Raw genomic sequence first — 15,070 nt, 5'->3', positions numbered from 1 at the left:
GGAGGAGAGTGGCAGTCGAATCATCAAGCGAGAGTGACATGGAAAACAAAGAGAGCCGTCGCGCAGCGACACCCGACACCGTACTACGCGCGCACGGGCTCCAAGCTCATCCGCAGCAACCCATCGCCGCCGAACGCGCATGGGCCGAACATTTTCCCTTGATCGTCCATTGCCACCTGCGCTGGGACTTCGTATGGCAGCGGCCGCAGCAGATCTTTTCGCGCCTCGCACGCTCGCACCGCATCCTCTTCATCGAAGATGCGCTGGAGGGTGAAGGCGACGGTTGGCTGGACATCACGCAGCCGCATCCGAACGTCGTGCGCGTCGTGCCGATGCTGCCCACCGGCCTGGATGTCGACGCGCAGAGCCAGGCCGTGCTGGCGATGCTGCGCCGCGCGATGGATGCGCATCCGCTGCTCTCCGGCCGCTTCGACGAAGCGGTGCAGTGGTTCTATTCGCCAATGACCGCGCCCGTGTTCCTCGGCCAGTTCGGTGCGCGCGGCATCGTGTACGACTGTATGGACGAACTCGCCAACTTCCGTTTCGCGCCGCCGGAGTTGCGCGAACGCGAAGCCTTCGTCCTCTCGAAGGCCGACGTCGTGTTCACCGGCGGCTACCAGCTCTACGAATCCAAGTCGCGACAGCACGACAACGTGCATTTCTACGGCTGCGGCGTCGATGCGACCCACTTCGGCCAGGCACGCCTGGCGGAGACGACCGTGCCGCAGAGCCTGGCCCAACTCACCAAGCCCGTCTTCGGCTACTTCGGCGTCATCGACGAGCGCCTCGACTACGCGCTAATCGAAGCACTGGCCGATCGTTTCCCGGAAGCGTCCATCGCGATGGTCGGGCCGCTGGCCAAGGTCGATCGCGCCCAGTTGCCGCAGCGCGCGAACATCCACTGGCTGGGCCAGCAGTCCTACGAAGCGCTTCCGTGCATCGTGAAGGGGTTCGATGTCTGCCTGATGCCCTTCGCGCTCAACGAAGCGACGCAATACATCAACCCGACCAAGACGCTCGAATACATGGCGGCCGGCAAGCCGATCGTGTCGACCGCCGTCGCCGACGTCGTGCGCAACTTCACGCCCGTCGTGGAGATCGCACGGTCCCAGGACGCCTTCTGCGATGCGGTCGAACGCGCATGGTTGTCGCCGTCGCAAGCGCTGCTCGACGAAGGCATCGCGCGCGCCGCGGGTTCGACCTGGGACGCCACCGTCGCCTCCATGGCGCAGGACATCCGCGAGGCAGTCGCGCCGCAACAGGTGTCCAGCGCCAAGGCTTCGGCATGAAGACGGACGTCCTCGTCGTCGGTGCCGGTTTTTCCGGAAGCGTGGTTGCGCGCCAGTTGGCCGAACAGGGATACGAAGTCCTGGTCATCGACAAGCGCGACCACATCGGCGGGAACGCGCACGACCGCGAGGACGCCCATGGCGTCCTGATCCATCCCTACGGTCCGCACATCTTCCATACCAACAGCGAGCGCATTGCCGAGTATCTGTCCCAGTTCACCCGTTGGCGCCCCTACGAGCACCGCGTCCTGGCGCAGGTCGACGGCCAGTTGGTGCCGATTCCGATCAACATCGACACGGTGAACAAGCTCTACGGGTTGCAGCTGGACGAAGACACGATCCAGGGCTTCTACGACAGCGTGCGCGAGCCGCGCGATCCGATTCGCACGAGCGAGGACGTGGTCGTCAACGCGGTGGGCCAGGATCTGTACGAGAAGTTCTTCCGCGGATATACGCGCAAGCAGTGGGGCCTGGACCCGTCCGAGCTCGCCGCTTCCGTGGCGGCGCGCATCCCCACGCGCACCAATCGCGACGACCGCTATTTCACCGATACGTTCCAGCAGATGCCGGCCGACGGGTACACCGCGTTGTTCGAGCGGATGCTCGACCATCCGCGCATCCGCGTCGAAACCGGCGTGGACTATTTCACGCTCGATGGCAGGATCGACGCGCGCCATGTCGTCTACACCGGGCCGATCGATGCGTTCTATGGACATGTGTACGGGCGCCTGCCGTATCGCTCGCTGCGGTTCGAACACACGCACCTGCCGGAGACCGCGCGCTACCAGGACGTCGGCACCGTCAACTATCCGATGGACTTCGACTACACGCGCATCACCGAATTCAAGCACCTCACCGGCCAGTCGCATGCCGGCACCTCGGTCGTCCGCGAGTTCCCGCAGGCCGAAGGCGAGCCGTATTACCCCGTGCCGCGTCCGGAGAACGAAGCGCTGTTCAAGCGTTACGAGGCGCTGGCCCACGAAGAGCGCGACGTGACCTTCGTCGGCCGCCTCGCGCAGTATCGTTACTACAACATGGACCAGTGCGTCGGTGCCGCGCTCAAGGCCGCCGAATACGTGCTGGAAAAGCTGGGCGCGACCCGGGCACATGCAGTCCAGGGACGCTAACGCGCCGCTCGCGTTGTGGGGCGGGATCGAGTGCACCGTCAACCGGGTCGGCGATGCATGGCTGAGCCAGATCGATCGCGATCCCGGTCTGCTTTCGCGCGAGCACATCGAACGCATCGCCGCACTCGGGATCCGCACGCTGCGGTTTCCGATCCTCTGGGAGCGCACGTGCCCCGATGGCGGCGAACCCGATTGGACCTGGGCCGATGCGCGCATGGGTTGGCTGCGCGAGGCGGGGATCACCCCGATCGTCGGACTGGTGCACCACGGCAGCGGGCCGCGCGGTACCAGCCTGGTGGATCCGGCGTTTCCGGCAAAGCTCGCGAAGTTCGCGCACGCCGTTGCATCACGCTATCCGTGGGTGACGCAGTGGACACCGATCAACGAACCGCTGACGACCGCGCGGTTCTCCGGGCTGTATGGCGCGTGGTATCCGCATGGTCGCGATGAACGCACGTTCAAGACGGCCTTGCTCGGGCAATGCCGCGCGATCGTGGAAGCGATGCGTGCCATCGAACGCGTCGTTCCCGGCGCCCGGCTCGTGCAGACCGACGACCTGGGCTCGACGGAGTCGACGCCACGGATGGCATACCAGGCGCGCTTCCAGGATCAGATGCGTTGGCTCGCGTGGGACTTGCTGTTCGGACGCGTCGATCGCGAACATGCGATGTGGGGATGGCTGACGAACATGTGCGGCGCCAGCGAAGCCGAACTGTTCTGGCATCGCGACAACCCGCGTCCCCCGGACCTGATCGGCATCAACCACTACGTCACGAGCAACCGGTGGCTCGACGAGCGCCTCGACCGCTATGCCGAAAGCCTTCATGGCGGCAATCATCGCGATCGCTACGCCGACGTCGACGCCGTTCGCGTGCCGGAGGCGAACGGACACGACATCGTTCCGCTCCTGCAGGCCGCCTGGGCCCGCTATCGCACGCCGGTCGCCATCACCGAAGCGCACATCGATGCGCCGCGTGAAGACCAATTGCGGTGGCTCATGCACATCTGGACCGGCGCGCACGCGGCACGCGCGGCGGGCGCGGACATTCGCGCGGTCACTGCATGGGCGTTGTTCGGCGCGTGGGACTGGAACTGCCTGGTCACCGAAGCGCGCGGCTATTACGAGTCGGGTGCATTCGATGTCCGGGGCGGGCGGCTCAGGCCGACGGCGGTTGCGCGCCTGGTCGAAGCACTCGCGCACGACGGCCAGCCGCACGCGCATCCTGTGTTGCAAGGCCTGGGTTGGTGGGGACGGCCGACGCGTTTCCTGCACTGCGAGCCCGTGCCGGGCAACGACGATGCCTTCGAATCGCTGTTGCCCTCCGAGCCGCATCCGCTGCTGATCACCGGCGGAAACGGCACCCTGGGCAGCGCCTTCGCGCGCGTGTGCGCCGAACGACACATTCCGTACCGCTTGCTGTGCCGGCGCGACATGGACATCGCCGATGCCGATGCCGTGCGGCGCGTGCTCGCGGCCGTGCAGCCCTGGGCGGTCATCAATGCGGCCGGTTACGTGCGCGTCGACGACGCCGAGCACGACGCCGAACGATGCTTCCGCGAAAACACGCTCGGCGCGGAAATACTTGCGGCTCAATGCGCGCGCCATGCCTGCGGCCTGCTCACGTTTTCGTCCGACCTGGTGTTCGACGGCGAAAAGCGCTCCCCGTACGACGAAGGCGATGCGACCGCGCCGCTCAACGTGTACGGCCGCAGCAAGGCCGCGGCCGAATCCAGCGTGCTCGCCAAGCATCCCGGTGCGCTCGTCGTGCGGACCAGCGCGTTCTTCGGTCCGTGGGACCGATACAACTTCGTGAGCACGGCGTTGCGCACGCTGGGGGATGGGGGCTGCGTCGAAGCGGCATCGGACGTCTTCGTTTCTCCCACTTACGTGCCCGATCTGGTGAACGCGTGCCTGGACCTGCTCATCGACGGCGAGTCCGGCCTGTGCCATCTCACGAACGGCGAATCCGTCAGCTGGGCTGAACTCGCGGCCCGCGCCGCGGCCTTCACGCGCATCAAGGCCACGCGGTTGATCCCGCGGCCTGCCAGCGATCTGGGGGCACGCGCTCCGCGACCGGTGTACAGCGCGTTGCAGACCACGCGCGACTTCGCGATGCCGACGCTGGACGATGCGCTCGCGCGCTACGCCGGATCGATGGCATCGACATTCACGCTCGCTGTCGACGACGCTTTGCTTTCACGCCCGGCCCAGCGCTAGCATCGCCGCCAGGGTAGTGGGAGTGCGGACGTGGTGGAACAGGTTTCCGTTGTGGCGCTCACGCGGGCGTTGGCCGATTGTTTTGGATTCGAGGATCTCGTTGCGAAGGTGGCCGTCAGCGCGCGTTCGCTGATCGGTTGCGATGGCGCGACGGTCGTCATGCGCCGCGAGGGCAAATGCCATTACGTCGAAGAAGACGCCATCGGCGCATTGTGGAAGGGACAGGCGTTCCCGCTCGGCGATTGCGTCTCGGGCTGGGCGATGACGCACCGCCAGCAGGTCGTCATTCCCGACATCCGAAGCGATCCCCGCGTGCCGCTGCAACTGTACCTGGCGACGTTCGTGCGCAGCATGGCGATGACGCCCATCGAGCGCGGCGGCGAAGCGATCGGCGCGATCGGGGTGTACTGGGCGTCGTACCACCATGCCAGCGAGAGTGAACTGCTCGCGATGCGCGCGATGGCGGAGAGTGTCGCGCCCTGCCTGTTGTCGGAACGCGCGGCCGCGGTTTCCTGACGGGCCGCTCAACCCTCGATGGCGAGCGCGGGGTGCCCGCCCTGGACAACCGGCAGGGTGACGAGGAACAGGCTGCCCTTGCCGGGGCCGTCGCTTTGCGCCTGCACCGTGCCGCCATGCAGTTGCACGATCTGTTGCACCAGCGACAGGCCGATGCCCAGTCCGCCGAGCGTCTTGGTCTCCTTTGCCTGGGTGAACATTTCGAACAGGTGGGCGAGCGTCTCCGACGTGATGCCCATGCCCGTGTCTTCGACTTTCACCACGACCTCGTCTTCGCGAAGGACGGCCGACACCCAGGCGCGACCGTCTTCCGGCGTATACCGCACGGCGTTGGAGACGAGGTTCACGAAGACCTGGTGCAGGCGTTGCGCGTCGGCTTGGATGTGGAGCGGGGAGGGCGGCAGGAGCAGATCGATCCGGCACGCCTTGCCCGATGCCCGGGCCTGCGCCACGCCGATCGCGTCGCGCAACAGTGCGCCCAGGTCGACGTCGGCGCACTTGAGCGACAGGCGTCCCGTCGATGCGCGCGTGGTGTCGACCAGGTCGTCGACCAGGCGCGTGGCGAAGTCGAGGCTTCGGCGCAGCGCGGCGACGGTCGCTTCGATGCGCGGATCGCCGGGCGGCAGGCGGTCGACCAACTCGGCGGACTGCATCATGGTCGCCAGCGGGTTCCGTAGCTCGTGGGCCAGCGTGAACATGGCCCTCTCGCACTTCTCCGCATGGGTGGCGCGGTCGGCGACCTGGTTGCGCAGCGCCTCGGTTCCCATCTTGTGCGTCGTGCGGTTACGCAGGATTTTCAAGTAGCCGACGAAGACTTCGTCGTCGTCGAAGAGTGCGACCGTCGCGCCTTCCGCCCAGAAGCGCGACTTGTCGGCGCGTCGCATCCAGCGATCGTTTTCCATCGCCCCTGTCGTGCGCGCCACATCCAGCTCGAACACGGGCACGCCGTGCGCGATGTCCTCTTCCACGAAGCAATGGGAAATATGCTGGCCCGCCAGTCCGGGGTCGTCGAAGGTTTCGGCGGCGCACGCATTGGCCCAGCGGATCGTGCCGTCTTGCGCCAGCACGAAGGCCGCGTGTTCGGGCGTGGAACGTAGGAACAACCAGGCGTGATCCCGGAGAGCGTCGTGTCGCAAAGGGCCGGCGCCGTCATGCATCGCCGCATGGTTTCACGTCGGGAGCACCCGATTCGTGAAGAATGTGGGCAGCCGTGCCTGCGGCGCGACTGAATGCGGCCGGCGGTGACGCGACGACCGCCTGGCGGTTCTCATCAAGCATTCCGTGCGGGTCACCGCATTGCGCGTATAAATCAATTGCACGACGGCGAGAGCAATGCGCCGCAGAGATGGGCCTCCGTGCAGCTCCGACGGGACGGCCAAAATGAACTTTCCAGACCTCGACTCGGGGACACCCGAGCTCGGTACGTTCGTTGCCGCATTGAAACAGGTCTTCCATGGCGAAGCATGGGACGAGATCGAACGCTATGCAGAGCGCGCTTGGCGCGCGTGCGGCCTCGAAGAAGAGACCGCGTGGACGAACGTCAGGGACCAGGTGAAAGCGCGGTGGCCGAACGCGCCGCGGGAATAGCGGCGATCGTTCCGCTCCGGACCGATCCGCTCAGGTCGGAGTGAAACCGCGCGTCGCCTTCTTTTCGTTCTTGGCGTCGCGCTTTTCCTTCTTGGTTTTCTCCGGCTTCTTCTTCGTCTCTTTCTTACGGTCCATGCCTTTCATTTTCGACTCTCGGTAGATCGGCCCTGCGGATGCGCCGGGCGGGCCGCCGTGGTTGGGGTTGAGGCCGGTTGGAGCTTTTGCAGCACATGGGTCGTGCCCAGTTTCTCGATCATACCGCCACGCTCGCGGAAGCTGGCGAGGTCGGCGGCCAGTTGCTCGTGCGTGATCGAACCCTTGGTGGTCTTGCGGTCGAACGTCCGGGGCATCGCGTTTTGCGAAGCAGTCATGCATGGCTCCTGTGGGGCGGAGCTGCACGGAGGCTCGGGTCACGACGCGGAAAACCCGCCATCGAGTGCAGGCCATCATAGCCGCTTGGGCGGCAAGGATCGTGAAGCCCGGTTGTGCCCCGGCCATGCGCCCTTGGGCCAATAGACGCCACGAATCGAGCGCCCAATGCTTCCTCGCGGCCACCAAGGCCCGAGGAGCGTCCCATGGTCCGTCGCCCGATCGTCGATGCGGTCCTCGCCGGATTGACGCTGGCGCTCGCCGCGGGGTGCACGCGACAACCGGACAGCCCCGCACCGCCCGCAACCACCAGCGCAGCGGCGCCCGCGGCAGCGAGCACCACGGCTTCGGCCTGGCCGACGCACGTGTTTTTCGGCGACACCCACCTGCACACGGCCTTGTCGCTGGACGCCGGTGCGGCCGGCACCTTGATCAAACCCGCCGATGCCTACCGCTTCGCCAAGGGCGAGGAGGTCATGGGGGCGAGCGGCCAGAAAGCGAAACTCTCGCGGCCGCTGGACTTCCTGGTGGTGGCCGACCATTCCGACCAGATGGGGCTGGTCACCGACCTCAAGGCCGGCAAGCCGGAGTTGATGGCCAACCCGATGGCGAAGCAGTGGTACGAGGAGATCAAGTCGGGGCACGGCGGCGAGGCGATGATGAGCATCGTGACCGCATTCGGCCAGGGGAAATTCCCGAAGGAGATCATGTACAACCCCGGCACGAAGGCCTACCACGACACGTGGCTCGGCATCATCCAGGCCGCCGAAGAAGCCAATGCACCCGGCCGGTTCACCGCCTTCATCGGCTACGAATGGACTTCGCTGGTCACGGGCAACAATCTCCACCGCAACGTGATCTTCCGCGACAACGGCGAGAAGGCCCGCCAGGTCGAACCGTTCACCAACTACGCGCCCGGCAGTTCCAACCCGCGCGACCTGTGGAAATGGATGACGGCCTACGAAAAGAAGACCGGCGGCCAGGTCCTCGCGATTGCGCACAACGGCAATCTCAGTAACGGGATGATGTTCCCGCTGATCGAATCTTTCACGGGCAAGCCGTTGGATCGCGCGTACGTCGAAGAGCGCGCCCGGCGCGAACGCATCTATGAAGTCACGCAGATGAAAGGCGATGGCGAAACCCATCCGGCCATGTCGCCGAACGACGAGTTCGCGAACTTCGAGCGCTGGGACAAGGGCAACCTGGACATGACGGCGAAGAAACTGCCGTCCATGCTGGAGTTCGAATACGCGCGCTCGGCGCTGAAGAACGGCCTCAAGGTCGAAGCGCAACTGGGCACCAATCCCTACAAGATCGGTTTCATCGGAAGCACCGATGCGCACACCGGCCTGTCGACGGCGGACGACAACAACTTCTGGGGCAAGATCGCGCCGAACGAACCCAGCCCCGAGCGCTGGAAGCATCCGTTCATCCAGACCAAGAACGGCACGATCATGGGCTGGGAACAGACCGCGTCAGGCTATGCGGCGGTGTGGGCGACCGCGAACACGCGCGAAGCCTTGTTCGATGCGATGCAGCGTCGCGAGGTGTACGCCACCACCGGCCCGCGCATGACGGTGCGCTTCTTCGGCGGGTGGGACTACGTTGCAGCCGACGCCACGAGCGATCTGGCGAAGATCGGTTACGCCAAGGGCGTGCCCATGGGCGGCGACCTGAAGTCCGGCACGGCCGGCAAATCGCCGACGTTCCTCGTCGCGGCGATGAAGGATCCGGAGGGCGGCAACCTGGATCGCATCCAGATCATCAAGGGCTGGATGGATGCGCAGGGCGCGCTGCAGGAGAAGGTGTACGACATCGTCTGGTCCGGTGATCGCAAGGCGGGCCCAAACGGCAAGCTGCCGCCAGTCGGCAACACCGTCGACGTAGCCAATGCGACGTGGACGAACTCGATCGGCGCGCCCGCGCTCATGAAGACATGGACGGACCCGGACTTCGACCCCGCATTGCGCGCGTTCTACTACGTGCGCGTGCTCGAAATCCCCACGCCACGCTGGACCGCATACGACGCCAAGCGCTTCAAGATCAAGATGGATGCGAAGGTTCCGATGACCACGCAGGAGCGCGCCTACACATCGCCGATCTGGTACACGCCGGCGGCGGCGCTGGCTGCGGATGCGGCGAAGCAACGTGCGCCGCGCACGATACCCGACGCCGCAACGACGCAGAAGACGCCGGAAACCTTCAAGCCGGACGTGGACTGAGACATGGCCAGGCGTCGCCTTGCGTTCCTGCGCGAGCCGCTGCTGCATTTCCTGCTGATCGGCGCGGGTCTGTTCGCCTTGCATGGTTGGTTGAACGAGACGGGCGTGCTGTCGACGAAGACGATCGTCATCGACCGCGGCCGCATCGACCAACTTGCCGCGGGCTTCGCGCTCCTGCACCAACGGCCACCGACGGCGAACGAGTTGGACGGGCTCGTCGACGATGCGGTGAAGGAAGAGATCTTCTATCGCGAAGCATTGGCGCAGGGACTGGACCGCGACGATGTCATCGTGCGTCGGCGCATGCGGCAGAAACTCGAATTCATCTCCGAAGACATCGCGCCGGTCCCCGAGCCGACCGACGCGCAACTGCAATCGTGGCTCGACGCGCATCGCGCGCAATTTTCCCTCGCGCCGCGTTACACGTTCGAGCAGGTGTTCCTCGACCCGGCCAGGCGCGGTGCCTCGCTGACGGGCGACACCGACGCACTGCTCGCGCGTTTGCGCGGGGGCGATGTCGCGGCCGTGGGCGACGCGCTGCTCTTCGCACGGCGGATCGACAACGCATCGGCCGACGATCTCCGATCCCAATTCGGCGCGTCGTTCGCCGCGAGGCTCGGCACGCTCGCGCCGGGAACGTGGCAGGGCCCGGTCCGGTCCGGCTTCGGCGTGCACCTGGTGCGTTTGCTCGGTCGCGACGCAGGCCGCACGCCGACGTTGTCGGACGTGCGCGCCGATGTCCGCGCAGATTGGTTGCACGCCCGGCGCGATGCGGCGAATGCCGCGTTCTATGCCGGCTTGCGCAAGCGGTACGACGTCCGCATCGAACAACCCGAGCCGCCATCCCCCGTCGCGCCCGCAAACGCCATCGCAGGGCTCCGCCCTTGATGCGCGCCTGGTCATGGGCGTTGTTGCTGTGCATCGCGGTCGCATGGCCCGCGCATGCGCACGAGGTGCGGCCGGCCTACCTGCAGTTGCGCGAAGTGGATGCCCAAACCTGGGACGTGGTGTGGAAGGTGCCCGCGACCACCGATGACCGCCGGCTCGCGCTGGACGTGGTCTTCGACGCCGGCACGCGCGTCCTGGGCAGCCGTGAAGCGCGCTTTTCGAATGCCACCTTCCTGCAGCACTGGCGCGTGCGCCGTGCGGGCGGACTGGAAGGCACCCACATCGGCATCGACGGGCTCCGCGCCACGTTCACCGACGTGCTGGTGCGCATCGAACGCCGCGACGGGTCGTCGCAGACAGTGCGCATCACGCCGGCCGATCCCGGGTTCACGCTCGAAGCCTCGCCCGGCCTGCCGACCGTCGCCAGGACCTATCTCGCGCTGGGCGTGGAACACATCCTGACGGGCATCGACCATTTGCTTTTCGTCTTCGCCCTGATCCTGCTCGTCCGCAAGGGCGCGACGCTGTTGTGGACCGTTACCGCGTTCACCGCGGCACATAGCCTCGCCCTGGCTGCCGCGACCCTCGGCTTCGTGCACGTTCCGGCGCCGCCGGTGGAAGCGAGCATCGCGCTGAGCATCGCGTTCCTCGCGAGCGAGCTGGTGCGCGAACGCACCCGAACGCCGGGACTCACCGCACGCTGGCCTTGGCTTGTCGCCTTCGCGTTCGGGTTGCTGCACGGCCTGGGTTTCGCCGGTGCGCTCAGCGAAGTGGGGCTTCCGCAGAACGCGATCCCGCTGGCGCTGCTGTTCTTCAACCTCGGCGTCGAAGCGGGGCAGTTGGTCTTCATTGTCTTCGTGCTGGGTACGCTTGCGGTCCTGAGACGACTGCCGGTGCAGGCCCCCTGGCTGCGGACGGCCTCGGCGTACGCCATCGGCGGCGTCGCCATGTGCTGGACCCTGCAGCGCATCGCGCAGTTCTGAGACGCTGGTCCGTCCCTGCACGCGATGTTGACAAGCACGTCACGGAAAATCCCCGGAGCATTCAGCCGGCCGCGTCATGTCTTCCACATCCTTTTCGCTTCCCCCTCCGATCCGGACGGGGGTGGACGGTCTCGACACCATCCTCGCCGGCGGCCTGACGCCGCATCGGCTGTACCTCGTCGAGGGCGTGCCCGGCTCGGGCAAGACCACGATGGCGCTGCAATTCCTGATGGCCGGCGTTGCGGCGGGTGAGCGCGTCCTGTACGTGACGCTGTCGGAAACCGAGCGCGAGTTGCGCGAAGTCGCGCACGCGCACGGATGGTCGCTCGAAGGCATCGCGATCCACGAGTTGTTCCCGATCGGCGACCAGCTCGATCCCGAATCTCAATACACGATGTTCCATCCTTCCGAAGTCGAACTGGCCGAGACCACGCGCCGCGTGCTGGATGAGGTGGAACGGCAGAAGCCCGATCGCGTGGTGTTCGATTCGCTTGCCGAGCTGCGCCTGCTGGCCGGTTCGATGCTGCGCTTTCGGCGGCAGGTGTTGGCGTTGAAGCAATATTTCGCGGGGAAGGGCACCACGGTCCTGATGCTCGACGAAAGCCAGGTCTCCGACCAGGGCTTGCACGTGCACACCATCGTGCATGGCGCCATCCAGCTCGATCACCAGACACTGGACTTCGGCGGCGACCGGCGTCGCCTGCGCATCAGCAAGATGCGCGGGCGTCCGTTCCGGTCGGGTTTCCACGACTACAAGATCGAGACCGGCGGGGTGCGCGTGTATCCGCGCCTGATTGCCGCCGACTATCGACGCGACGGCGTGAACACCCCGGTCGCCAGCGAGCTGGCCGAACTGGACCTGCTGCTCGGCGGCGGCCTGGACCGCGGCACGAGCACGTTGCTGATCGGCGCGGCCGGTGCCGGCAAATCGTCGCTGGCCTCGCACTTCGTGCGGGCCGCGGCGAAGCGCGGCGAACGGTCGGCGCTGTTCCTGTTCGACGAAAGCCAGCGCGCGATGATCACGCGCTCCAAGGGCATCGGGTTCGACGTGGAGCGTTGCATCGACGCAGGCACCGTCGACCTGCAGTCGATCGACCCGGCGGAGCTTTCGCCCGGGGAATTCATCCAGCGCATCCGCACCGCGGTGGAAGTGCACGGTGCGAAGTTGGTCGTGATCGACAGCATCAACGGGTTCCTCAATGCGATGGTCGAAGAGCATCACGTCCTCAACCAGCTGCACGAATTGCTTTCCTACCTGGCGCAGCTGGACGTCACGACGATCCTGATCGCCTCGCAGGTGGGCCTGATCGGGCAGTTGCAGAACACGCTGGACGTCAGCTACCTGGCGGACACGGTGGTGTTGCTGCGTTACTTCGAAAGCCGTGGCGAAGTGAAGCAGGCGATCTCGGTGCTGAAGAAGCGCACCGGTCCGCACGAACGCACCATTCGCGAAATGCGGATCACCGCGGACGGGTTGCAGATCGGCGAACCCCTGCGCCACTTCCGCGGCGTGCTGACCGGCGTGCCGCAGGAAGATCCGCCGAGCGACCCCACCGTGAGCGAACCCGTCCGCGCCGGCGCCACGGGATGAACGCGCTCGCACCAGGCGCGAGCCTGCGCGTGCTGCTGTTGCTCCCGACGGCACGCGACGCGGACCTCACGTGCGGCATCCTCGAAGACAACGGACTGGACTGCCATGTCTGCCACAGCGCAACCGAACTGACCCAGGCGTTGGCGCTGGGCGCGGGTGCAGTCCTGGTCGGCGAAGAGCTGCTGATGGCCGACGGCGTGCACGCCGCACTCGCGCAAGTGCTCGGGGACCAGGGCGCCTGGTCGGATCTTCCGATCCTGCTCCTGACGGGCCGCGGCGCCGACTCGCTCGCGGTCGGCGATGCGGTCGCCGCCCTCGGCAACGTGACGCTGCTCGAACGCCCGCTGCGCGTGTCGGCGCTGCTCAGTGCGCTGCGGACTGCGCTGCGTGCGCGTGCGCGCCAGTACGAGATCCGAGACCACCTCGAAGCGCTCGAACGTGCGCGCGATGCCGAAGCGGATGCGGTGCGCCGCAAGAACGAGTTCCTCGCCATGCTCGCGCACGAACTGCGCAATCCGCTCGCGCCCATCCGCAACGCGCTGCACGTGCTTTCGATGGAAGAGGCCGACGCGTCGCGCCGCAAGGCCCTGCACGCGACGATGAGCCGCCAGGTCGACCACATGGTGCGCCTGATGGACGATTTGATGGAGGCCTCGCGCGTCTCGCGCGGACGCATCGAATTGCGCCGTCGTTCGATCGACCTGCGCCACGCATTGCGCAGCGCGTTGGAGTTGAGCGCGCCGCTGGTCGAAGCCGGCGGCATCCACTTGCACGTGGACATGCCCGATCGCCCGTTGGTGGTCGACGCCGACTCGGTCCGCCTGACGCAGGTCTTCGGCAACCTGCTCAACAATGCGGCGAAATACGGCCACCCCGGTGGACGCATCTGGGTGCGCGCTTCCGCGGCCGGCGATGCGGTCGTCGTCGAAATCCGGGACGACGGGATCGGCATCGAGTCCGGCGTGTTGCCGCACGTGTTCGAACTCTTCACCCAGGGACGCCGCGATCGCAATCGCTTGCAGGACGGTCTCGGCATCGGCCTTGCGTTGGTGAAGCAGTTGGTCGAGTTGCACGAAGGTCACGTCGAGGTCGACAGCGAAGGCGTCGATACCGGCACCCGCGTGACCGTGCGTCTGCCGCGCATCGCCGATGTCCATGGCACGCTCGAAGCGCAGGAAAACAGCCTGCTCGTCTCGCCCAGACCGCTGGGCCGCGATGCCATGCGCGTGCTCGTCGTGGACGACAACGAAGATGCCGCGCGCACGCTTGCGATGCTGCTGGAATTGCTCGGAATGGACTTCCGCATCGCCGCCGACGGTCCACGCGCACTCGCCATGGCCGCGGATTTCGAACCGCACGTGTGCCTGCTCGACATCGGCCTGCCCGGCATGAACGGTTACGAGCTTGCACGTCGCCTGCGCGCCGACCCGCGCCACGCCGATGCGGTGTTGATCGCCATCACCGGTTGGGCCGGGCCGCAGGACAAGGCGCAGGCCTACGCGGCAGGGTTTACCGACCACTTCCGCAAGCCCGCGGATGTCACGCGCCTGTCTGCGCTGCTGGAAGCGACGCGTGCGAACCTGGTGCGCCCGGCGAATCCGAAACGATCGACGGCCTGACGGCATCCGTCAGCACCTGAATGGAATCTCGTGTGAGCACCCCAGATTACAGCGTCGTATTTTCGCGCCCCCGCGGCGGTTTGATGGCCACCGTCACCGGCGAGCGCACGCTGGCGAACACGGTCGCCTACTGGGAACGGATCCTCGGGGAGATCGCGGTCCAACGCCCCGCATGGCTGTTCGTGTGCGATCTCCTCACCGGAGATGAGTTGGCCATCGCCGAATGGCGCAACCTGGTCCACGCGATGATGGGCCGTGGCCTCGAAGGCCTGCGCATCGCGCACGTCAAACCCAGTGGCATGGACCATCTGGAATATTGCGAGATCTTCGCCCGGGAGGCGGGGATCGACGCACGTGCGTTTTCCGATGCGGGCGTTGCGGACCGGTGGTTGCGCTACGGCGCCGACGAGGAGTAAACCGGCGCCGCGCCTTGCGACCGGCGGCCGAACACGCGTTTTGCCTGCGTGACGCTGGGGTGGTCTTCATCGTGGTACAGCACCACGCCGTCGAGGACGACGGGGCAGTCGCTTGCGCAGAAGTCGCCCGACACATCCCAGACCTCGCGAAGACGCAACCGCCACTTGCGCGCCTACGCAGACGCAAACGCTGCGCGCGCGCTTCGATGGACGCGCGTATCGGCTGCCATCCGATGGCGCGCAGG

14 protein-coding genes are annotated in these 15,070 nt (G+C 66.4%); 11 read left to right on the top strand and 3 right to left on the bottom strand.

Annotation, left to right across the window (positions count from 1 at the left end; all coding sequences use genetic code 11):
* Positions 1-38: 38 nt before the first annotated feature.
* The 4 genes from ACXJJ8_RS01085 to ACXJJ8_RS01070 are packed head-to-tail and all read left to right on the top strand — an operon-like array spanning position 39 to position 5,150.
* The gene (locus ACXJJ8_RS01085; protein ID WP_499026363.1) at positions 39-1,289 is read left to right on the top strand and encodes a glycosyltransferase; all 1,251 of its coding nucleotides are present in this window, start codon (positions 39-41) and stop codon (positions 1,287-1,289) included.
* A complete protein-coding gene (gene glf, locus ACXJJ8_RS01080; RefSeq protein WP_499026362.1) occupies positions 1,286-2,416 on the top strand; it encodes a UDP-galactopyranose mutase in 1,131 nt (376 codons plus the stop codon). The genes ACXJJ8_RS01085 and glf overlap by 4 nt, the downstream gene beginning before the upstream one ends.
* Entirely contained in the window at positions 2,397-4,634 is a 2,238-nt protein-coding gene (locus ACXJJ8_RS01075) for a sugar nucleotide-binding protein (RefSeq protein WP_499026361.1), read from the top strand. Before glf ends, ACXJJ8_RS01075 begins: the two co-directional genes overlap by 20 nt.
* A 51-nt stretch (positions 4,635-4,685) precedes the next feature.
* Complete coding sequence (locus ACXJJ8_RS01070; protein WP_499026360.1) at positions 4,686-5,150, top strand: GAF domain-containing protein; 465 nt, start codon at positions 4,686-4,688, stop codon at positions 5,148-5,150.
* An 8-nt stretch (positions 5,151-5,158) separates the two neighbouring features.
* On the opposite strand, the gene ACXJJ8_RS01065 is transcribed toward ACXJJ8_RS01070, so the two are convergent.
* On the bottom strand, positions 5,159-6,253 hold the full coding sequence (locus ACXJJ8_RS01065; protein ID WP_499026358.1) for a PAS domain-containing sensor histidine kinase: 1,095 nt from the start codon (positions 6,251-6,253) through the stop codon (positions 5,159-5,161).
* A 277-nt stretch (positions 6,254-6,530) separates the two neighbouring features.
* Between ACXJJ8_RS01065 and ACXJJ8_RS01060 the strand changes: the two genes are divergently transcribed.
* Positions 6,531-6,737, top strand: a complete 207-nt coding sequence (locus ACXJJ8_RS01060; RefSeq protein WP_499026357.1) for a hypothetical protein — start codon at positions 6,531-6,533, stop codon at positions 6,735-6,737.
* 140 nt (positions 6,738-6,877) lie between these two features.
* On the opposite strand, the gene ACXJJ8_RS01055 is transcribed toward ACXJJ8_RS01060, so the two are convergent.
* Positions 6,878-7,108 (bottom strand): hypothetical protein, encoded by a 231-nt coding sequence (locus tag ACXJJ8_RS01055; protein WP_499026355.1) that lies wholly within the window; start codon positions 7,106-7,108, stop codon positions 6,878-6,880.
* Between the two features lie 204 nt (positions 7,109-7,312).
* Here ACXJJ8_RS01055 and ACXJJ8_RS01050 point away from each other — a divergent pair, with 204 nt between their 5' ends.
* The 6 genes from ACXJJ8_RS01050 (at position 7,313) to ACXJJ8_RS01025 (ending at position 14,825) form a co-directional block, all read left to right on the top strand.
* A complete protein-coding gene (locus tag ACXJJ8_RS01050) occupies positions 7,313-9,328 on the top strand; it encodes a DUF3604 domain-containing protein (protein ID WP_499026353.1) in 2,016 nt (671 codons plus the stop codon).
* Positions 9,329-9,331: 3 nt separating this feature from the next.
* Positions 9,332-10,216 (top strand): peptidyl-prolyl cis-trans isomerase, encoded by an 885-nt coding sequence (locus tag ACXJJ8_RS01045; RefSeq protein ID WP_499026352.1) that lies wholly within the window; start codon positions 9,332-9,334, stop codon positions 10,214-10,216.
* On the top strand, positions 10,216-11,199 hold the full coding sequence (locus ACXJJ8_RS01040) for a HupE/UreJ family protein (RefSeq protein WP_499026351.1): 984 nt from the start codon (positions 10,216-10,218) through the stop codon (positions 11,197-11,199). The genes ACXJJ8_RS01045 and ACXJJ8_RS01040 overlap by 1 nt, the downstream gene beginning before the upstream one ends.
* A 76-nt stretch (positions 11,200-11,275) precedes the next feature.
* Complete coding sequence (locus ACXJJ8_RS01035; protein ID WP_499026350.1) at positions 11,276-12,790, top strand: ATPase domain-containing protein; 1,515 nt, start codon at positions 11,276-11,278, stop codon at positions 12,788-12,790.
* The gene (locus ACXJJ8_RS01030) at positions 12,787-14,409 is read left to right on the top strand and encodes an ATP-binding protein (protein WP_499026349.1); all 1,623 of its coding nucleotides are present in this window, start codon (positions 12,787-12,789) and stop codon (positions 14,407-14,409) included. The genes ACXJJ8_RS01035 and ACXJJ8_RS01030 overlap by 4 nt, the downstream gene beginning before the upstream one ends.
* 83 nt (positions 14,410-14,492) lie before the next feature.
* The gene (locus ACXJJ8_RS01025; RefSeq protein WP_499026348.1) at positions 14,493-14,825 is read left to right on the top strand and encodes a hypothetical protein; all 333 of its coding nucleotides are present in this window, start codon (positions 14,493-14,495) and stop codon (positions 14,823-14,825) included.
* On the opposite strand, the gene ACXJJ8_RS01020 is transcribed toward ACXJJ8_RS01025, so the two are convergent.
* Positions 14,804-14,983 (bottom strand): hypothetical protein, encoded by a 180-nt coding sequence (locus ACXJJ8_RS01020; protein WP_499026347.1) that lies wholly within the window; start codon positions 14,981-14,983, stop codon positions 14,804-14,806. The genes ACXJJ8_RS01025 and ACXJJ8_RS01020 overlap by 22 nt on opposite strands.
* Between the last annotated feature and the right edge of the window lie 87 nt (positions 14,984-15,070).

The organism is Lysobacter sp. P5_C4, assembly GCF_054049695.1.
The sequence above is the reverse complement of the archived record's forward strand: the minus strand, read 5'-3'. Positions and strand labels throughout refer to the sequence as shown.